This window comes from Bradyrhizobium sp. I1.14.4 (assembly GCF_050435825.1).
Taxonomy (GTDB): domain Bacteria; phylum Pseudomonadota; class Alphaproteobacteria; order Rhizobiales; family Xanthobacteraceae; genus Bradyrhizobium.
The window spans coordinates 26,618-47,220 of sequence record NZ_JBNDLA010000024.1; the positions used below are offsets into that span (position 1 = coordinate 26,618).

Sequence of the window (20,603 nt, forward strand, 5' to 3'; positions counted from 1 at the left end):
GAGAACGGGATATGCCATCATTGATCGATTTGATCCAGGCGGGTCACATGGTTGAACGGCATTATCCGTGGCCGCGCGCCATCGTCGACAGCGATGCCTGGAGTTCCGCTGCTTGCGCCCTGGCGGACGGCCGCTGGAGCCTGCTCGGCCTGTGGGGCGAGCCGTTCCGCGTCCATATGGCCATTGTCGACGACCGCACATCGGATATCGGAGTAATCAGCCTGGATTGCCCCGATCGCAGCTTCCCCTCGGTCGCGGCGCATCACCGTCCGGCGCTTCGACCGGAACGTACGATCCACGACCTGTTCGGGCTGAAGGCCACGGGAACGCCGGATCAACGCGCGTGGCTCGATCACGGTCGTTGGCAAATGCGCTTCCCGCTGGGCGAACGTCTCGATGCATCATCGGATGCAGCGCCTTATCAATTCCTCCCGGCCGAGGGCGACAGCCTGCATCAGATCGCAGTCGGCCCGGTGCATGCCGGCATCATCGAGCCCGGACATTTCCGCTTTACCGCGAGCGGCGAGACCGTGGTCCGGCTGGAGCAGCGGCTCGGCTATACGCACAAGGGCATCGAAGGATTGCTGGCAGGAAGCACCGTTGAACAGGCCGCGCGCCTCGCCGGCCGGGTATCGGGCGACAGCACGGTGGCTTACGGGCTGGCGTTCTCGCAAGCCGTCGAAGCCGCGATGCAGATCACCGTACCGCCTCGCGCGCTCCGGCTGCGTGCGCTGATGGCCGAGCTCGAACGTCTCGCCAATCATCTCGGCGACATCGGTGCCATCTGCAACGATGCGTCGTTCGCGCTGCTGCACGCACATTGCGGCGTGCTGCGCGAGCGCGTGCTGCGCGCCGCCGAGGCTGCATTCGGCCACCGCCTCATGCGAGACATCGTCGTTCCAGGCGGCTTGGCACGCGACTTCGCCGACGATGGGCCGGCGGCAATCCGCGCCGCACTCGACGATATTCGCAGACATTTTCCCGCGCTGGTCGATCTCTACGACAACACTGCCTCACTGCAAGACCGAACAGTCGGTACCGGTACCGTCAGTCCCGCGCTCGCCCGGCAATTCGCGGCCGGCGGCTATGTCGGACGTGCGAGCGGCCGTGCCTACGACGCCCGTCGCAGCCCTGGCTATCCCCCTTATGGTGTTCTGCGCTTCGACGTGCCTGTTCTCAGCGACGGCGATGTCAACGCCCGCGTCTGGATTCGGATCCGCGAGGTCGAGCAAAGCCTTTCGCTGGCGGATCAGATCATCGACGCGCTCGAGGCCGGCCCGGTCGCAGTGTCGCGACAAAGTGTGCCGGAGCCTTCCGAAGGCATGGCGATCGTCGAAGGTTTCCGCGGTGACATCCTGGCATGGCTTCGCCTGAGCGGCGACCGGATCGAGCGATGCCATCTGCGCGATCCGTCGTGGTTTCAATGGCCCCTGCTCGAGGCAGCCATCGAAGGCAACATCGTGGCGGACTTCCCGCTCTGCAACAAATCATTCAACTGCTCCTATTCGGGGCAAGACCTCTGAGGACTGGAGGCGATGCGCAAACTTCTGTTTCAGAGCCTGCTTCGCCGGCCATTGACCGAACAGGCGCCACGTCCGGACGACGCTGCGCTTGCGGAACTCGCAAGCGTGGTCGGCCACACCGCAAGACGACGCCTCGGCCGCAGCCTCTCGATCCGCGAGGTCGATGCAGGCTCGTGTAACGGATGCGAGCTGGAAATTCACACGCTGAGCAACGCTTATTACGACGTCGAGCGGTTCGGAATCCGGTTCGTCGCCTCACCGCGTCACGCCGATGTTCTGCTCGTCACAGGTCCCGTCACCAAGAACATGCGCGAAGCGCTGGAGCGCACGTACCGGGCGACCCCAGATCCCAAATGGGTTGTCGCCGTGGGCGATTGCGCCAGGGACGGCGGATGCTTTGCGGGCAGCTACGCGGTGGTTGGTGGCGTGTCTGCGGTCGTGCCGGTCGATCTCCATATTCCGGGCTGCCCGCCTGCCCCGATGGTCATTCTGCGAGGCCTTCTCGCCTTGCTCCAGGATGTGGACTCCGGGATCGCGGCACGATGAGTGAGAATTAGCCGCCAGCGGCGTATCAACAAGGATCGCTGGAGCATGATCCGGAAAGTGTGAAGCGGTTTTCCGAAAAGACCACGCTCAAAGGGCGAAAGCGCGATGACGATTCGGCCTGATCTCATCGCGCTTTAGCCACTGTCACGCAGCACCAGCTCGAAACCGAGATCGACGCGGCGCTCGCCGCCGCGCTCCAGCGTCAGCGTAGCCGCGGTCTGTCCGATTGCGTTGCCATGCACGCTGATCGTGCTCAATGTCGGCGAGATCAGCTGGCCCATTTCGAGATCGCCGAGGCCGATCACGGCGACCGGCTGCGCCGATGCAGGCCCGGCGCGCAGCAGCCCGGCCTTGCGCAGCCCAGACATGAAGCCGATCGCATGGGCATCGTTGGCGGCGAACACCGCATCGACACCAGGCAGACGTGCATGCGCCGCGACGCTGCCGGAGTCCTTGCGGTCGAGGATCAGCCGGCGCGGCTCGGCAAGGCCGCTTGCCAGTGCCTCGTCCCTGAAGCCGAGCCAGCGGCGCGTCCCGCGCGGATCGTCGCCGCCGATGAAGGCAAGCTGCTTGCGTCCTTGCGCAACCAGATGCGTCGCGACAGCGACGCCGGCCTTGTAGTTGTCGAAGCCCGCGACCGCGTCGATCGGATTTGCCGGCAGATCCCAGGTCTCGACGATCGGGATGCGCGCATTGCGCAGCAGGCGGCTGCCCTCTTCGGTCGCCGGCGAGCCGACCATGATGATCGCCTCGGGGCGCCGTGACAGCAGCGCCGCCAGCACGCGGTCTTCGCGCGCCGCATCATAGCGCGACTGCGCCAGGATCACGGAGAAGCCGAGCGGCTCAAGCTTGTCGGACAGGCCCTGCACCGTATCGGCGAAGATCGAGTTGGCGATGGTCGGCACCAGCACGCCGACCGAATTAGTGCGCGCACTCGCCAGCGCGCCCGCCACCAGGTTCGGGACATAGCCGAGATCGCGCATCGCCTGCTCGACCCGCGCCCGGGTTTCCGGGGCGACCAGGTCGGGCATCCGTACCACCCGGCTCACCGTGATCGAGGAGACACCGGCGCGCTTGGCCACCTCCGAGAGGGTGGGCGCGGCACCAGCCGGACCGGTCCCGGGATCAGTCACGTCGGAGTTCATGGGTCGGAGCCTGCCCGATTCCGGGTTGCCAAGCCATGATGTTAGCGCTAGCATCCGTCTATGTTAGCGCTAACATCGAACAAAAAGGAGAAACGGCATGATTTCGGACGAGCAGACCCAGGCCTACAAGCGCGACGGGGTGATCGTGGTGCCCGAGGTGCTCAACCAGGAGACCCTGGCGCGGGTGCGCGCGGTGCTCACAGAGCTGGTGGCCGGCGCCGCTGAGGTGACCGAGCACAATGATGTCTACGACCTCGAGCCGGGCCATACACCGGAGACCCCGCGCGTGCGCCGCATCAAGGCACCGCACAAGGTGCATCCGATATTCGACGAGATCGTCCGCAGCCCCGCCATGATCTCGATCCTGACCAGGTTGATCGGCCCCGGGCTTCGCCTGCACGGCTCCAAGCTCAACATGAAGTCGGCCCAATACGGCTCGCCGGTCGAGTGGCATCAAGACTGGGCGTTCTATCCGCACACCAATGACGACATTCTCGCGATCGGCGTTCTGCTCGACGATTGCGATATCGAGAACGGCCCGATGCTGGTGACGCCGGGATCGCACACCGGCACCACGATGTGGGACCATCATGGTGAGGACGGCCACTTTGCAGGCCTGATTGATCCGGACCAAATCCAGGACGACATCAAGCGCGCGGTGCCCTGCATGGGCAAGGCCGGCAGCATGTCGTTCCATCACGTGCGCGCGCTGCACGGCTCGGCGACCAACACATCGAACCGGCCGCGCAACCTCCTGCTCTACGAGGTGGCCGCGAGCGACGCCTGGCCGCTGATGGGCGTGAAGGACTTCGACGAGTTCAACAGCCGCCTGCTGGCGGGTCCGCCGGTGGTCGCACCGCGGCTGACCGACGTGCCGGTGCGGATGCCGCTGCCGCCGGCCAAACGGCAGGGATCGATCTACGAGACCCAGTCGGCCTCGAAGAAATCCTACTTCACGCGCGCCGCCTGAGACCGACGACAATGCCCGCGGCCAAGCCGCGGGCATTGCTGCTTCAATACATAAAGAACCAAAATAACGGGGAAACGAATGACCGAGATGGCAAGAGATGGCGCTCGCCAATCGCGCCTGCGTGTGATCCTGGCCGCAAGCGTCGGCTCCGCGCTCGAATGGTACGACTTCTTCCTCTACGGCACCGCGGCCGCGCTGGTGTTCGGCGAGCTGTTCTTTCCGAAGAGCGACCCGGTGGTCGGCACGCTGTTGTCGTTCCTGACCTTCGGCGTCGGCTTCGTGGTGCGGCCGTTCGGCGGCCTGCTGTTCGGTATCCTCGGCGATCGCTATGGCCGCAAGCCGGTGCTCGTCGCCACGCTCCTGATGATCGGCATCGGCACCACCGCGATCGGCTTCCTGCCGACCTATGCGCAGGTTGGCGTCTGGGCGCCGCTGCTTCTGGTCGCCATGCGGATGATCCAGGGTCTCGGCGCCGGCGCCGAGTACGGCGGCGCGGTGATCTACCTCGTCGAGAACGCGCCGCCGAACCGTCGCGGCTTCTGGGGCGGCTTCGCGCCGCTCGGCGTTTCGGTCGGCAATCTGCTCGCCGCCGGCGCCTTCGCGCTGGTGACGATGCTGCCGCGTGAGGATCTGATGAGCTGGGGGTGGCGGCTGCCCTTCCTGGCGAGCTTCCTGCTGATCGTCGTCGGCATCTTCGTCCGCATGCGCATCACCGAGACGCCGGTCTACACCGAGGCGGTGGTCGCGCGTGGCAAGGTCGAGAGCAATCCCGCCATGGAGGCGTTGCGCCGGCACCCGCGCAACTTCTTCGTGGTGCTCGGCGCCCGCATGGCCGAGAACGGGCTCGGCTATTTCTTCCCGGTGTTTGGCCTGAGCTACGTGATCACCACGCTCGGCGTGCCGAAAGCGGAGGCGCTCAGCGCCCTGATGCTGGCGTTCACGATCGAGCTGTTTGCGATCCTTGGCTTTGCGGCGTTGTCGGACCGGATCGGACGGCGGCCGGTCTACATGTTCGGCGCGCTGGCCGGTGTGGCGCTCGCCTTCCCATTCTTCTGGATGGTCGGCACCAAGGAGTGGATCATGATCGCGCTCGCCTTCATCCTGGCACGCGCCGTGGTGACGGCGGCGATGTTCGGGCCACAGGCGGCGTATTTCGCCGAACTGTTCCCGCCGCAACGCCGCTTCGCAGGTTTCGCCTTCGCGCGTGAGCTCGGCTCGCTGCTATCGGGTGGTCCGGCACCGTTTGTTGCCACCGCACTGGTGGCGGCTTACGGCACCTGGTGGCCGGTCGCCTGCTACGCGATGTTCCTGTCGGCCTGCACGGCGGTTGCGATCTGGATCGGGCCCGAGACCTATCAGGAGAACATCGCCGCGGACGCGAGCGAACAGGCCGAGCTGCCCGCGGCGATCCCGGCACGGGCTTGATCGGTGGCGCAGCAGCTGCGCGTCCTGCAGTCGCTCTGGGCGATGGAGCGGCGGCTCGCGGATGAGGGCGAATGGCCGCTGCAAACCCAGCTCGCGATGATCCGCGATGCCGGGTTTGACGGCGCCGGCGTGCGCTTCATCGATCCCGCCTTCGCGCGCGAAGTCACGAGCTCCCTTCGCGCGCATGGCATGATCTGGCAGGCGCAATGCTACCCGAGGAACGTCGACGACCTGAAGCCGGTGCTTGAGCTGGTGGCGCAGCTCGGCGCCGATCACGTCAACCTGCAGCCGGACATTCGGCCGCGCCGGCTCGCCGATTGTGTTCTTCTGCTCGAAGGCTGGCGGCGGCTGGCCGCGGAGGCCGGCGTCGCCGTGCATGTCGAGACCCATCGCGACCGCATGACGACCGACCTGTTCTTCACGCTCGATCTGCTCGATCGCCTTCCCGATTTGCGGCTGACCGCCGATCTCTCGCATTATCTGGTCGGCCGCGAATTCGCCTGGCCGGTCGACGACGTCAATCACGGGATGATCCATCGCATCCTCGACAATGCCTGGGGCATCCACGGCCGCATCGCGAGCCGCGAGCAGGTGCAGATCTCGCTCGGCTTTCCGCAGCACCAGGGCTGGGTGTCGCTGTTCGCGGACTGGTGGGACTACGGCATCCGCTCGTGGCGGAAGCGCGCCGGGCCTGACGCGACCCTGACCTTCCTGTGCGAGCTTGGTCCCCCGCCCTATGCCATCACCGGACCCGACGGCAGGGAATTATCCGACCGCTGGCAGGACGCGCTGGTCATGAAGGACACGATCCGTGCGCTGTGGGATCGCATCGCGAACGAGCCGCGAGGCGCGTTCCCACGTTGATTCAAACAAGGCCCGGCAGCATCCTGAACCACCGCAACTCGGAACGCCGCGAGGACCCGTGCGTGACTCCTGGGCATATCCGCTTCGCCGCATCACATGCGTCGTTTGGGCCATGGCCGCCTTCGCCTGCACGCAGGCGACCGCGGCGGAACTGACGCTTGATGTCGCGACCATGCCGCGCGTCGCAACGATCGACCCGCGCTTTCAGTCCTACAACATCGAGATGGTCGAGGTGACCGGCGGACGGTTCTGGAAACCTTATGCAGCCACCGATGCACGGGCGCGTACCAAAGTGGAGCGGTTCGCGGCCCGCACGCCGATCGATCTGCACGATGACAGGCTACGCAAGCTCGCAGCAACCCTCTCACCTGCGTATCTGCGCGTCAGCGGGACCTGGGCCAACAGCACGTTTTTTGCGGATTCCGAGACACCACCGGTGGCACCGCCCGCCGGCTTCAACGGCGTCCTGACACGGCAGCAATGGCGGGACGTGATCGACTTTTCGCACGCCGTCGGCGCTCCCATTGTCACGTCCTTTGCGATCAGCGCCGGCACGCGCAACGCTTCGAGACAATGGAGTCCCGAACAGGCCCGGCAACTTCTCGCTTTCACGCGATCGACGGGCGGCCGGATCGCCGCAGCCGAATTCATGAACGAACCCGATCTGCCGGCCATCGGTGGCGCCCCAGAGCACTACGACGCCGCAGCTTACGGCCGAGATTTCGCAACGTTCCGCGCCTTCATGAAGGACAACGCACCCGACGTGACGATCCTCGGGCCAGGCACGATCGGCACCAGCGCGGAGGCTCGAGCGCGCTTCGCGGTTTCGGCAGCAGGCATCGACGCGGTCTCCTACCATCATTATGGGGCCCTCTCGGCGCGATGCTCCGGCGATCGCACGGCAAAGCAGGCATTGTCAGACCAATGGCTGGCGCGAAGCGGCAGGACAATCGCCTTCTATCAGGCACAGCGCGACCGGCTTGCGCCGGGCAAGCCGATCTGGCTGACGGAGACCGCGGAGTCCGCATGCGGCGGCAACCGCTGGGCTGCAACCTTCATCGATACATTCCGCTACCTCGACCAACTCGGGCGGCTGGCCAAGGCCGGCGTTCAGGTGGTGATGCACAACACGCTTGCCGCAAGCGACTATGGGCTGCTCGACGAGCGAACCCATCTGCCGCGGCCGAACTACTGGGCAGCACTGCTGTGGCGACAGTTGATGGGAACAACTGTGCTCGATGCCGGCGTCCCCGAGCACCCCGGTTTCCATGTCTATGCGCATTGCGCCCGCGACATGCCTGATGGAATAGCCCTGCTCGTCATCAACAATGATCGGCGGACACAGCGCAAACTGACACTGTCAGCAGCCTCGCAGCGCTACACATTGGCGAGCGCAACGCCTGCCGACGGTACCGTTCGGCTCAATGGCATCACGCTTGCGTTTGGGGCTTCCGACCAGATTCCCGCTCTGAACGGTGACGCAGCTGCAGCCGGAGCGATCGTCCTCGCACCTGCAACCGTCACGTTCCTGACCGTTGCCAACGCGGGCAACACCAATTGCCGATAGCGATCCGACGTCGCCTCATGCCGCGTCGCGGCTGGCGTCGGAGGATTCCGGTGGCTGCGCCACCAGATGGCCGAGCATGATCGCGGTCATCAGCCGCTCCATCTCGAGCCGTGCGGTGACGTGCGACATGGTCGGCCGGCCACCACGAGCGATCTGATTGACATCGTCGACCGCCGTCAATCCGCGCGGGTAGAATTCGCGGAAGATCACGCGCTCGGCCAGGCCGTCGACCAGGCGGAAGTTCAGGGTCTTCGACAGCTCGCTGAGCGCCTCGCCGACCAGACGCTTGTTGCGTGAACCGAGCGTAGAGAGACGGTTGCGCAGCACCACCCACTCGAATGCCGGCTGATCGTGCGCGCTGCGCTGGCGCCGTGCCTCCTCCACCATCTTTGAATAGTGGCTGATGCCGGTCACCTTGAAATCGTTCGGATCGACGGTGCCGAGCACGTCGAAGTCGAGGAAGCTGTCGTTCAGCGGTGAAATCAGCGTATTCGCCAGCGAATGTGTGAACGTCGTCAGATAGGTGTCGTGTCCGGGACAGTCGATGACGACGAAATCATGCGACCGGCCGAGCCGCTCGACGATCTCGGCAAGCGCGCTGCGCCCGAGCGTCTCGACCTCGCTGCTCCTGCCGCTCACCGTTTCGAAGCACATATGCGCCGGCACTCCGAGATCCAGCGAAGTTTCCCGCGCCCAGTCCCGCCGGTTATCGACGTAGTGTGTCAGCGACTTCTGCTTGTTGTCGAGATCGATGGTAGCGACACGCTGACCCGCCTTGATCAGCGCGATGGCGACGTGCATGGCAATTGTCGACTTGCCCGAGCCGCCCTTGTTATTTCCGACAACAATTACTCGTGCGTTTGTCATGGGAATCCATACCGGACGCTTGAGTGGAAGCAGGACGAAATAGAATTAATGAATGGATTCGAATCTCCCTGATTCGGAGAATCTCGACAAGAGTCGTCGCACGATCGCCGTGATCGAAATTAATGCGGCTGCGACAACATTGTCACAACCGCATTCCGAGCACGTATCGTGAACGCAACGAGCGCTGCTGGGACTGGCGTCCCGGGGACTAGCGCCCCGGGGACTAGCGCCCCTGGAACACCGCGGCGCGGCGCTCAACGAACGACCTGATGCCCTCGGCCGCATCGGCCGTGTTGAGTACGCGTTCGCGGATCTGCGGGATGATCGCAATCGCCGCCTGTTCGCCGGCTTCGATGAACTTGCGGCCCGCCTCTTTCGTTACCTGGATTCCAAGCGGCGCATTGCGCGCGATGATCTCTGCAAGCGCCATCGCGCGTTCGATCTGCTGACCGGCCGGCACGACCTCCTGCACGAGACCGATCCGGTGGGCCTCTGCCGCGGAGAATTCGTCGCACAGCAACAGGTGATACATCGCATCCCCCCACCCGGCGCGGCTGATGTAGCGGAAATGCGCGCCCGCCAGCGGCGCGATGCCGCGCTTCGCTTCCATCTGACAGAAGCGGCTGTCGTCGGCAGCAATGACGATATCGCCGGCCAGCATCATCTCGATGCCGACGGTGAACACGATGCCCTGCACCGCCGTGACGATCGGCTTGCGGCATCGCTTCGACAATCCGAACGGATCGACATTGCCCTCCGGCAGCGGCTTGCGCGACGCCGTCGGACCGAAGAATTTCGGCATGTCGAGACCCGCGGTGAAACTGCCGCCGGCGGCACAGAGCACGCCGACCCAGAGACCGTCGTCATTGTCGAGCAGCGTCAGCGCGTCGGACAGCTCAGCCATCATCTCCGGACTGAAGGCGTTCTTCTTTGCGGGATTGTCGATGATGATCTTCAGGATGTGATCATGCCGCTCGTGGCGGACCCGCCCTTCGCTTGCGCTGCCGGACATCTGTTCCTCCCTGCTTTGTGACTGAAAACCTTGTGGATGATAGTTGTCATCCACCTGCATGATGGTCATAATGCAGATGGAGAGTCAAACAGGGGCACCGCGAGATGGGCCATTCCCAGGCCGACAAGGCCAGGAGCCGTGAGCGCATTCTGAACGAGGCGGCGACGCAGATCCGCGACAGGGGGCTCGACGCGCTCAGCATCGGCGGCCTGATGCAGCAGGTGAAACTGACCCATGGCGGCTTCTATGGGCACTTCGCGTCGCGTTCCGACCTGATCGCCGCGGCGCTGGAACAGGCGCTGACCTTAGGCGAGGCGTCGGCGCGCGCATCGCGTGATCCGGACAAGCCGGTCAGCGTCAACTCTCTGGTGCGAAGCTATCTCAGCCGCAGCCATCGCGACTCGCCGAAGGCGGGCTGCGCGATCGGTGCGCTGATCTCGGATGTCGCCCGCGCCGACGAGCAGTGCCGCGCGGTGATGGAGCCGCACATCGAGTCCTTCATCGCCAAGGTCGCCGAGACATTCGGCGACGATGACGATAGCAGCGCAATCGTCGCGGTCAGTGCGATGGTCGGCGCACTCGCGATCTCGCGCGTCCTCACCGACCCGAGGCGGTCCGACGCCATTCTGCGCACGGTGCGCGACAGCATCGTCTCGATGGCGTCCGGCGAATGATTTCGCCCGCGCCGCGGGCACCTTGATGGAGCGAGCCATGAACGACCGATCCGCCCTCGAGCCCAGCGCTGTGCAGGGAAGCGTGCTGATCGCAGGCGTCGGCGCATCCAACGGCCTCGGCGCCGCGATCGCACGGCGCTTTGCGGCCGGCGGCTATCCCGTCGCGATCGCAGGGCGCAACGCCGAGAAGCTCGCCGCAACCGCGGCCGAACTCGCCGCGAGCGGCGCCAAGGTCACCCATGTCGTGGGGGATGCCTCGACTGCCGCAGACGTCGCCCGCTTCGTTGAGGCCGCGGGGAAGCTCGCGCCGCTCGCGATGGCGGTGCACAACGCAGGCTCCAACCGGCCCGCGCCCTTTCTCAAGGTCAGTGAGCAGCGCTTCGAGGAGCACTGGCGCGAACACGCGCTCGGCGGCTTCCAGCTCGCGCAGGCCGCGATTCCCGCTTTGCTTGCGCGCGGCGGCGGCACGCTGGTGTTCACCGGCGCCAGCGGCTCGCTGCGCGGCAAGGCCAACTATTCACCATTTGCCGCCGCCAAGGCCGCGTTGCGCGCGCTGTCGCAGAGCGTGGCGCGCGAATTCGGACCACAGGGCATCCATGTCGGCCATGTCGTGGTCGACGGCGGCATCGAGGGTGATCGCCTGCTGAGCGTGCGTCCGCAGTTGAAGGACGACCGCGGGCCGGATGGGCTGCTCAACATCGCGGCCATCGCGGACGCCTATTGGGTGCTGCATCACCAGCATCGCAGCGCCTGGACGCTGGAGCTCGACCTGCGGCCATGGGCGGAGTCGTTCTGACGGCACGGCGCCATCGTCGTTCTCCAGAGGAAATGGGTTGCGATCCGCCGAAATCTTGTCAGGCTGTGCGACAGGGTCCGAGGAGATCGCACCCCTATCACGGGAGGAGGCCATGTCGCAGCCCACGCCGATCCTGCATCATTTCGATCAATCGCCGTTCTCCGAGAAAATCCGCGTCATCTTCGGATTCAAGAGGCTCGCCTGGAACTCGGTACGGATTTCCCGGATCATGCCGAGGCCGGATTTGATGCCGATGACCGGTGGCTATCGCCGTACACCGACGATGCAGATCGGCGCGGACATCTATTGTGACACCCAGATCATCATCCGCGAGCTGGAGCGGCGCTATCCGACGCCAACGCTGTTTCCCGCAGGCAATGCCGGGATGCCCTGGGCGCTCGGCATGTGGACCGACCGGCCGTTCTTCCAGAACACGGTCACCTTCGCGTTCGGCTTCATCGGCGACAAGGTCCCGCAGGATTTCATCGAGGATCGCGAGAAGTTGCGCGGCGCCAAGTTCGACGTCGCCGCCATGACCGCGGCGCTGCCGCAGATGCGCGACCAGTTCCGCGCCAATGTCGACTGGATCGAGGCGCAACTCGGTGACGGCCGACTGTGGCTGTTCGGCGAGTTCAGCCTCGCCGACGTCAGCGCCTACATGAACGTATGGTACGCACGTCAGAGCGTCGTCACAATCGACGAGATCATGAAGCGCTTGCCGCGCGTTGCGGCCTGGGAAGAGCGCATCCGCGCCATTGGCCACGGCGCGCGCACGGAGATGTCGTCAGCCGACGCGCTCGAGATCGCGGCGAAGGCGCGGCCGGAGTCGGCTGTTTTCGACGACCCTGCCGATCCGAACGGTCGCAAGCCCGGCGACATCGTCAGCGTGATGCCGGATGACTACGGCAAGATCCCGGTCCGCGGCGAGATCGTCTCGCTGTCGGCACAGCACATCGCGATCCGCCGGTCCGACGAACGCGCCGGCGAGGTTGTGGTGCATTTCCCGCGAGCCGGCTTCCTGGTCACTCCGGGCTGATCGCCGCGGCCTCGACCGCGGGCCGGATACAAGCGACCTGGAAACGCTGCGTTTCGCAGCGTGACCTTGTCGGGCCGCGAACAGGCAATACGTCCGCTATATCTCCAACCGAAGGCTCCACAGCGCAGGCTTGCGGACAGATCCGCAGCAACAGGACTTGTTGGCCTGCGTGCGATGGGTGGCCCGTGGCGGATGTTCCGCCACGCTGACAAGTGGATTGACCGATGACTACCCCCCTTGAATTCGGGCTCGACACGTTTGGCGACGTCACTAAGGACGCCGCCGGCGCGCCGTTGCCCCATGCCCAGGTGATCCGCAACGTCGTCGACGAGGCGGTGCTGGCCGATCAGCTCGGGATCGATTTCATCGGCCTCGGCGAGCACCACCGGGCCGACTTTGCAATCTCCTCGCCCGAGACCGTGCTGGCGGCCATCGCCGCGCGCACCCAAAACATCCGCCTCGGCTCGGCGGTGACGGTGCTGAGCTCGGACGATCCGATCCGCGTCTTCCAGCGCTTCGCGACCGTCGACGCGGTCTCGAACGGCCGCGCCGAGGTGATCCTCGGCCGCGGCTCCTTCACCGAATCTTTCCCGCTGTTCGGCTTCGACCTGCGGCAATACAATGAGCTGTTCGAGGAGAAGCTCGACCTGTTCATCGAGCTCTTGAAGCAGGAGCCGGTGACCTGGCAGGGCAAGCTGCGGCCGCCGCTCAAGAGTCAGTCGGTCTATCCGCCGATCGAGCACGGCCGGCTGAAGACCTGGATCGGCGTCGGCGGGAGCCCCGAATCGGTGGTGCGCGCGGCGCATTATGACCTGCCGCTGATGCTCGCCATTATCGGCGGCGATCCCAAGCGGTTTGCGCCCTATGTCGATTTGCACCAGCGCGCCTACCAGCAGTTCGGTCGCGAACCGAAGCCGGTCGGCGTGCATTCGCCGGGCTATGTGGCCGAGACCGACGCGCAGGCCCGCGAGGAGCTGTGGCCGGACTACAAGGTCATGCGCGACCGAATCGGCAAGGAGCGCGGCTGGCCGCCAATGGGCCGCGACGAGTTCGTGGCTGAGGCCGAGCACGGCTCGCTCTATGTCGGCGCCCCGGAAACCGTCGCCCGCAAGATCGCGGCGACCGTGAAGGCGCTCGGCGCTGCACGCTTCCAATTGAAATACTCGGCCGGCCCGCTGCCGCACGAGAAGCTGATGAAGAGCATCGAGCTCTACGGCCGCAAGGTGGTGCCGATGGTGCGCGACATGCTCGCCGTGTGACGAGCCAGGGCCGGCATCACGACGCTCTGGTACGAGCCAGGAATATCCGTGTCGCTGGAAGACGCGGACGTTGCACTTACTCGTCCAAAATATCCAGGAGATCGTCGATCCGCTCGAAAGGCGGCTCGTGCGTCTTGTCTGAATAAAATACGCGATCGCCGTCGCGCTGTAGCGATCGCGCCCTCGATTTCGGCAGCCTCCCGGGGAGAAACGTCGCCGCGACGGCCTCCGGCCCGACGTCGAGCCTCACGATTCCACGCCGCTTGCAATCGATCCTGAGCCTTGCCGCAGCGAAGAAATCCCGACCGGCGGGTGGCAGCCTGCCGAAGCGGCGAGAGGTCTCTTCCTCCAGATCTTCCAGATCGTCTTCGCTCCGGCACCTGGCGACGCGGCCATAGATTTCAAGGCGCATCGATTCTGATTGCACATAGCTCCTGGGCAACAGATCCGCGAGCGGAAGGTTGAGATCTGGCACCCACAGATCGGCGGCCCGATCATTGGTCTTCTCCGAGGCTCGTTTGAGAAGATGGTTGTAAAGCACCGGTCCGAACACCTGCACATGACCGGATTGCCGCTCGGAAAGCAGATCCCCAGCGCCCCTGAGGTCCAGATCGCGGTCGCTGATGGCGAAACCGGCGCCCGGCTTGCTGAACTCCTCCAGAACCGCCAAGCGCTTCCCGGATTGCGCCGAGCTGGATTCGGTCAGCATGTAGGCGAAGGCGCGCGTTCCGCCGCGTCCCACCCGCCCCCTGAGCTGGTGGAGTTGTGCCAGACCAAACTTTTCCGGCCAGCAGACCACGATGGTGTTCGCCCGGGGAATGTCGAGGCCGCTCTCGACGATGTTGGTCGCCAGGAGAACATCCGCCTCGCCTTCGACGAAACTCATCATTCGGTCGTCGAGTTCGTCGGCAGGTAGCTTGCCGTGCAGGCAAACGATGCGGAGCTCCGGGGCGACCGACTGCACGCGCGCCAACATCGGATCCAGATCCTGGATTCGCGGACAGATCAAAAAGCTTTGCCCGTGGCGTCGCTGCTCGCGCAGCAATGCAGCGGCAATGGCGGCGTCCGAAAGTGGCGCGATCTTGGTGACGACCGGCAGCCGATGAACAGGCGGGGATGCGATCACGCTGATATCCCTGAACCCAGCGAGACCTGCCGCAAGCGTGCGCGGGATCGGCGTGGCGCTCATCCAGAGCGTATGGACACCCTTCGCCAAGCCAGAGAGCTTCGCCTTCTCCACCGCCCCGAAATGCTGCTCTTCGTCGACAACGACGAGACTCAACTTGGCGAATTTCACGTCCTTCGATGCGATCGCCTGCGTGCCGACCACGACCTTCAGTTTGCCGCTTCGCAGGCCCTCCTTCGTCGCCCTCATTTCCTGAGCCGACGTAGCGCGCGACAAGCTTCCCACTTCGATGCCGAGCGGCGCGAACCGTTTGCGGAATGTTGCGACGTGCTGCCTTGCCAGAACGGTCGTCGGCACAACGATGGCAACCTGCTTGCCCGACAGCGTAACGGCGGCCGCCGCGCGCAAGGCAACCTCGGTCTTGCCAAATCCGACGTCGCCGCAGACAACCCGATCCATCGGATGACCCGACGCAAGATCATCCAACACGTCCCGAATTGCCTTCGCCTGATCGACTGTCGTGAAATACGGAAAGCGCGCGACGAACCGCTCATATGCGGGACCGGGAGCGACCAGCCTGGGAGCGCGCCGGCGACGCCGTTGCGCGATGTGTTTGGCAAGCGCCTTGGCGGCAAGCTGAATTTCCTGCTCCGCCTTGGTGCGGCGCGCCCACCACGTACTGCCATCCGCTCTGTCCAATGTCAGTCTGCCGAGCTCCGCCGCATAGGGCCAGATCAGAGCTAGGTCGGCCGGCGGAACGAGGACGGCATCATCCCCCGCAAATGCCAGCCTGATCATCTCGCGAGATGATCCCTTCCCCATGTCGAGGGTCTGCAAGCCATCGAGCACAGCGAGACCCCGCTGCAGGTGAACAACGACCGCGCCGCGCTCCGGCACATCGGGATGATCAAAAACCGCACTCCAGGCCCTGGCCATGGGCTGCGGATGATGGGCCCTGCTGCCGAGCACGTCGGTCGCCGTCACCACGACAAGCGGCTTGCGGCCGGAACCGATAAAGCCGGTGTCGAAGTCAGCCAACAATGCCCCTTCGCCACCCCGTCCGTTCGCCGCCTCGTTCCAATCGGCAAGGCGCTCGGCCTTGATCCCGCTCATTCGCTCGATCGCGCGCAGGTCGTCCTCCACCGCCGCCACAAAAAGCAGTCGCGATCCGGCGCGCTGTGCGTCGGCGACAAATGCGCGGAGAGCCTTGCGCGACGAGGCGACCTTCGAGAAATCAGGCGTGGGCGTGAACGCGGCTTTTCGAGGCAGCGCGCTGATACGTTTGGCCAGCCGCTTCCAGTCACCGGGCCCGAGGTATTCGCGCTCCGTCTCCCTGCGGCCGGCCGCCTCCTTGATCGTGCCCAGCCAGCTGTCGGCGTGGCCCGACACGCCGGCGTCCGCGATCCAGTGGGCGCGATCGCAATAATCCTGCAGCGCCGCGCGCTGCGCCCGCTTGCCTCCCAACGCGATGCGCTCGGACATCGGATCGATGAGCAGTTCCTGGGTATCGAACACGACGTCGTGTTCGTTGGGATCTACTCCGGCGATCCTGCGGATCACGCCACCGGAATGCTCGATTCTGTACGGCCCGAGGGCACCGGCGGGAAACACTTCGAACGTCATTCCGTGGAACAGAACGCTCCCGGGAAAATCCGCCTCTTCGTCGAGATCGTATCCCAGAGCTTCCAGACGATCCTTGAGATCTTGCTCGGAATGACCCGCACCCACTTTCAGGCTGATGCTGAGGCGCGCCCAGCTGGCGGGCAACGGCAACCGCTCCATGATCGCCTCCGCCGTCGACACCAAAAAGACAGGCTTCTTGCTCTTCGCGAGACGCCTCAACACCGAACTCCGCCTGCCGGCGATTTCTCGTGACGGCTCCAGTCCGTCAAACGGCAAGGTGTTCAGTCTCGGGAACACCAGCACCTCGAGCGAAGGGTCCAGCGAATGGAGCACACTGCCCAGGCGCTCTGCCCTGTTCTCGCTGTCCGCGAGGAAAACGATGCCGTCGCGCCCGGACTTCCTCCATTGCTCGAGGAGATACAGCGCCAGCATGCCGAGCGGCGAGGAAGATGAGATCCCGGAACGCGCCAATCCCTTGCTGTTCTTCTTCGCGCCAGCAGCAGCGCGGGCCTTCTTGGTCTTCGCCACGTCAAATCCATCGCTATTTCGTGAGTACGATCGCCCCGGTGACAAGCATCTCAGGTCGATCGCGGCCCGTTGACGCCCCCCGACGCGCGCGGCCAACGATCTCCTTACAGTCTCGCAACCGCGTTGAATAGCGGCGGGTTCGGGATCAATTTGCGGCATCGGGGGATGTCTCGCTCCGTGCCGCCATCCTCTTTGTAACCTAACCATCACGTCGGATCGCTCCAGCAGAGCCGGATCCCCAGATCGTGGCGCTGGCGCATCGCCTCGATGAGGCGCCGGGGCGGTCTCATCCGAGACCTGGTCCGCCCGAAAAATCACCACAAGCCAGCTGCGCGTCGCGCTCATTCGGATTGTCTAAGGGGTGTGAGCCACATCGGCGCGGATGCCGACAACGGCGCGCAAGGCCGTGTGCCTTGCGCGGCGAACAGCTTCGATTGTCTTGAGACGTTCCTGCAAGGTCTTCTTCATCGCCGTCCCATTCACAGCCATCGAACAAGACGTTCTGAACATCACGAGGCCGTCAGGCGGTCGCGCGGCGCTGCTGTGTCACGCAACAAAAACAGGGAAGGTTATCATGAAGACGAAATCGTTCGCCGAACGCGTGCTGGGCACGACCTCGCTGGTCGTGTTGTCGGCCGCCGCCATGATCGGAGCCCAGCAGCCGGCTGCGGCCCAAACCGGCATCTACGGCGGCGGCAGCACGCTGTCGTCGCTGGCGCTGCGCCAGATCTTCGACTGCTATGCGGGCACGACGCTGGCCAATGACGGCCAGGCATTCTCGCCGAGCTTCTCGACCGCAACGCCGAGCCCGAACCTGCTGCCGACCAGCTGCACCATGTTTTCGACCTCGGTCGAGGGCCTGTTCGCCGCCGTCGGCTCCGGCAACGGCCAGCGCGCCTACATCGCCGACGATGCGCGGCAACTGTTCCGCGGCAGCCCGGACTCCGCGCCGGCCGTGGTGCGGAAGCCCTCGGCCAAGCCGCCGTTCCGCGACACCGCCAATGCGGCCTTCAAGAGCTATCCCTATCCGCGGCTCGACTTCGCCGCCAGCGACGCGCCGCTCGCCAGTTCGATTTCAGGCCTGACCACTATCTCGTTCAGCAATTTCCAACCGTCGACCAATTGGCAGAACACGCTGCTGATCGCCGCCTTGAGCAAATCGGCCACGAGCTTCAGCACCTCGGTCGTCGGCGCGCCGATCCAGGTCCCGGCCATGGAGGTCCCGGTTGCGATTGCGGTCAACACCGCGAATTCCGCCTCGGGCGTGACCTGGACCAACCAGTCGGCGCTATCGCCGAACAGCAAGGCGGGCGGAGCGATCCAGCTCTCTGCCGCACAGCTCTGCGCGATCTTCTCGGCGACCGTGACGGACTGGCACGACACCTCGACGCTGATCCCCGCGCTCGACGCCAACGGTGTGCAGCAATTCCACCACTTCTACGACGACAACACCAACGGCTCGCTGACCCCGGTCGCCTATACCAGCGGCCGGCTGCCGATCAAGGTGGTCTACCGTGCGGATGATGCCGGCGCGAGCTTCATCCTCACCAACTACCTCGCCAACCTCTGCCCGCTGCTCGACCCGACCGGCACCTACAACTACAAAAAGATATTCACCGGCGTCGGTGTCGGCGGCAGCACCTCGGCGAACCTGCCGTCGGGCAAATTCGTCCGCCTGCTCGACAACATCAAGGCAGTGAAGAGCTCCGACCAGAGTGACCCCTACGACGTCGATGACGACGAGGAACGCCCCGATCCGCACTGGATCAGCGCGTCGGGCAGCAACCACGAAGCTCTGAAGATCGGCACGGATCCCCGCTTCGCCGGCCGGATCGGCTATCTCAGCGCTGACTTCACGCAGCCCTATGCGCAGACCGTGACCGAGGAGATCGCCGGGACCACGATCTCCGCCGCGGCTCCGCTCTCGGCCAGCATCCAGAACGAACGCCAGCGCCTGCTCGGCGTCTATCATCCTGGCCAGGTCGGCAGCAACGGCAAGGCGCAAAACTTCGTCCCGCCGACGCCGAACAATGCCCAGCAGGCGTTCGCCAACCTGACCGCCCCGGACGTCAGCAGCAGCTATGATGCCTGGAACCTGTATGCCCAGGTCTATCCCGCCGGCACCGTCCTTGGCGGCGTGACCTATGACGGCCTGTCCGTCATCGGCATCCCGCTGCAGTCGCAGACCGACTATCCGATCACCGGCGCCAGCTTCCTCAATGTCTATAGCTGCTACAGCGACACGACCGGAACGCGGGTGCCGGCCGTGAAGAACTGGCTCGCCTGGTTCTACGGCGGATCGAACACCGGACTGCCCGACTATGATCCGGCGACATCGAACGCCGACAACCCCGGCTACGATCCGAACGTCGCCCGGGTCATCCGCAACAACGGCTTCCACGAGCTCGACGGCGTGTGGGCTACCAACGTCCTGAATGCGTACCTGACCTCCAGCGTGGCCGGCGGTTCGTCGACCGCGATCGCGGCCTACAGCACGTCGGGCACGCAGATCGACGGCTGCACCAGCGTCACCGGCGGCGCGAAATAACGGCAACATGGGATCGTGATCCGGGACGATCCGGGTCACGATCTCACAAAAGACGTCAGCAGCCGGGCTCTCGATCGGGGCCCGGCTGTTTTGTTGACGTTTCAGCCGGCTTTGGCGGCGGCGCGCTGCGCCGCGGCGAGCTCGAAATAGCGGCTTCCCGCATGTGCGACGATCGCATCGCGGTTGAGCAGGTGCTCGATGCAGATTGCCGCGAGATCGTAGGAGCCGTAGCAGTGATGGGCGATCAGCGCGAGATGCTTGAGCTGCTCGGAGCTCATCGCGTCGGCTTTGGTGAAATCGCGGACATAGACCGCGTCGGCCTCAAGCAGCTGGTTGAACGCCTCAAAGGGATCGGCGCCGCGCATCGGCCAGATCATGCGCTTGTTGATCGAAATCAAGGCGTGGGGAATGAAGCCCTGGCTGCGCAGCTCGAGGTCGATCTCGCCGAACACCGGCTGCTTCTTGTACAACGGGAGAAACGAGACTTCGGTCTGTATCACGACCGCCTCCGCCAGCCGCCGTCGTCCGCTCTGGAAAATCGCAAGCTCCGAGCCCTGCACGTCGATCTTGAGATAATCCATCGCGTCGATCTCGCCGATGTCGTCGAGCCTGTGGGTCGCGATCCTGCTGTCGGCGATGATACGGCCCCACTCGTTGAATCCCTGAAAGTGCTTCAGCATCACCGGGTCGGGCTCCAGCAGGCTGGTCATCCCCGACGCCGCACAGACGCGAAGGCGGGCCTGCTCGCCGCCGCCGACGACATAGGGCAGATAGGTTTCGAGCTCGCTCTTGCGGGCGTTCAGCTCGGCCAGCGCGCTGGGCTGCGGCTCGAAGCCGAACAGCCGGCACAGGCGCTTCTGCAGAAGCGGCGCATAGGGCGGCACGTCGATCGGATTCGCGCCGATATCGACCACGACGGTGAGACGTCCGGGTACAAGCAGGGCCTTTAGGGCGTCGCTATCGGCAGATGACGCTGACGGCGCTGACGCGATTGACGACGTCATGGGACCTAACAGAGGGCACGAAGTGCGTCTCTGTTCCTCTGAACGGCGAGCTGAAGGGTATTGCGTAGCCCGGATGAGCGCAGCGACATC

At 64.9% G+C, this 20,603-nt stretch carries 16 protein-coding genes; 11 read left to right on the plus strand and 5 right to left on the minus strand.

Annotation, left to right across the window (positions count from 1 at the left end):
* Window positions 1-11 precede the first annotated feature (11 nt).
* Window positions 12-1,523 (plus strand): NADH-quinone oxidoreductase subunit C, encoded by a 1,512-nt coding sequence (locus ABIB78_RS31295; protein WP_429031656.1) that lies wholly within the window; start codon window positions 12-14, stop codon window positions 1,521-1,523.
* 12 nt (window positions 1,524-1,535) lie between these two features.
* Complete coding sequence (locus ABIB78_RS31300; protein ID WP_429031658.1) at window positions 1,536-2,069, plus strand: NADH-quinone oxidoreductase subunit B family protein; 534 nt, start codon at window positions 1,536-1,538, stop codon at window positions 2,067-2,069.
* 134 nt (window positions 2,070-2,203) lie between these two features.
* Here the strand turns inward: ABIB78_RS31300 and ABIB78_RS31305 are convergent, their stop codons facing one another.
* On the minus strand, window positions 2,204-3,202 hold the full coding sequence (locus ABIB78_RS31305) for a LacI family DNA-binding transcriptional regulator (RefSeq protein WP_429031660.1): 999 nt from the start codon (window positions 3,200-3,202) through the stop codon (window positions 2,204-2,206).
* A gap of 109 nt (window positions 3,203-3,311) precedes the next feature.
* Between ABIB78_RS31305 and ABIB78_RS31310 the strand changes: the two genes are divergently transcribed.
* The 4 genes from ABIB78_RS31310 to ABIB78_RS31325 all read left to right on the plus strand — a co-directional run bounded on the left by ABIB78_RS31310 (window position 3,312) and on the right by ABIB78_RS31325 (window position 8,040).
* Window positions 3,312-4,184 carry a phytanoyl-CoA dioxygenase family protein gene (locus tag ABIB78_RS31310; RefSeq protein ID WP_429031662.1) on the plus strand — a complete coding sequence of 291 codons (873 nt, stop codon included), beginning with the start codon at window positions 3,312-3,314 and terminating at the stop codon, window positions 4,182-4,184.
* 78 nt (window positions 4,185-4,262) lie between these two features.
* Window positions 4,263-5,609, plus strand: coding sequence for an MFS transporter (locus ABIB78_RS31315; protein ID WP_429031664.1), 1,347 nt, complete (start codon window positions 4,263-4,265; stop codon window positions 5,607-5,609).
* 3 nt (window positions 5,610-5,612) lie between these two features.
* Entirely contained in the window at window positions 5,613-6,473 is an 861-nt protein-coding gene (locus ABIB78_RS31320; protein WP_429031667.1) for a sugar phosphate isomerase/epimerase family protein, read from the plus strand.
* Window positions 6,474-6,585: 112 nt separating this feature from the next.
* Window positions 6,586-8,040 carry a hypothetical protein gene (locus ABIB78_RS31325; RefSeq protein WP_429031669.1) on the plus strand — a complete coding sequence of 485 codons (1,455 nt, stop codon included), beginning with the start codon at window positions 6,586-6,588 and terminating at the stop codon, window positions 8,038-8,040.
* Window positions 8,041-8,055: 15 nt separating this feature from the next.
* Here the strand turns inward: ABIB78_RS31325 and ABIB78_RS31330 are convergent, their stop codons facing one another.
* Entirely contained in the window at window positions 8,056-8,907 is an 852-nt protein-coding gene (locus ABIB78_RS31330; protein WP_429031671.1) for a division plane positioning ATPase MipZ, read from the minus strand.
* A 223-nt stretch (window positions 8,908-9,130) separates the two neighbouring features.
* A complete protein-coding gene (locus tag ABIB78_RS31335) occupies window positions 9,131-9,919 on the minus strand; it encodes a crotonase/enoyl-CoA hydratase family protein (RefSeq protein ID WP_429031674.1) in 789 nt (262 codons plus the stop codon).
* Window positions 9,920-10,023: 104 nt separating this feature from the next.
* Here ABIB78_RS31335 and ABIB78_RS31340 point away from each other — a divergent pair, with 104 nt between their 5' ends.
* The 4 genes from ABIB78_RS31340 (at window position 10,024) to ABIB78_RS31355 (ending at window position 13,684) form a co-directional block, all read left to right on the plus strand.
* The gene (locus tag ABIB78_RS31340; protein WP_429031677.1) at window positions 10,024-10,593 is read left to right on the plus strand and encodes a TetR/AcrR family transcriptional regulator; all 570 of its coding nucleotides are present in this window, start codon (window positions 10,024-10,026) and stop codon (window positions 10,591-10,593) included.
* Between the two features lie 37 nt (window positions 10,594-10,630).
* On the plus strand, window positions 10,631-11,389 hold the full coding sequence (locus tag ABIB78_RS31345) for an SDR family NAD(P)-dependent oxidoreductase (RefSeq protein WP_429031679.1): 759 nt from the start codon (window positions 10,631-10,633) through the stop codon (window positions 11,387-11,389).
* Between the two features lie 112 nt (window positions 11,390-11,501).
* Window positions 11,502-12,425, plus strand: coding sequence for a glutathione S-transferase family protein (locus tag ABIB78_RS31350; protein WP_429031682.1), 924 nt, complete (start codon window positions 11,502-11,504; stop codon window positions 12,423-12,425).
* A 224-nt stretch (window positions 12,426-12,649) separates the two neighbouring features.
* Complete coding sequence (locus tag ABIB78_RS31355) at window positions 12,650-13,684, plus strand: LLM class flavin-dependent oxidoreductase (RefSeq protein ID WP_429031684.1); 1,035 nt, start codon at window positions 12,650-12,652, stop codon at window positions 13,682-13,684.
* A 76-nt stretch (window positions 13,685-13,760) separates the two neighbouring features.
* Here ABIB78_RS31355 and ABIB78_RS31360 read toward each other — a convergent pair whose 3' ends face one another.
* Window positions 13,761-16,865, minus strand: a complete 3,105-nt coding sequence (locus tag ABIB78_RS31360) for a DEAD/DEAH box helicase (protein ID WP_429031784.1) — start codon at window positions 16,863-16,865, stop codon at window positions 13,761-13,763.
* Between the two features lie 670 nt (window positions 16,866-17,535).
* Between ABIB78_RS31360 and ABIB78_RS31365 the strand changes: the two genes are divergently transcribed.
* Window positions 17,536-19,509, plus strand: coding sequence for a substrate-binding domain-containing protein (locus ABIB78_RS31365; protein WP_429031686.1), 1,974 nt, complete (start codon window positions 17,536-17,538; stop codon window positions 19,507-19,509).
* 101 nt (window positions 19,510-19,610) lie between these two features.
* Here ABIB78_RS31365 and ABIB78_RS31370 read toward each other — a convergent pair whose 3' ends face one another.
* Window positions 19,611-20,513 (minus strand): FkbM family methyltransferase, encoded by a 903-nt coding sequence (locus ABIB78_RS31370; protein WP_429031689.1) that lies wholly within the window; start codon window positions 20,511-20,513, stop codon window positions 19,611-19,613.
* Window positions 20,514-20,603: the final 90 nt, after the last annotated feature.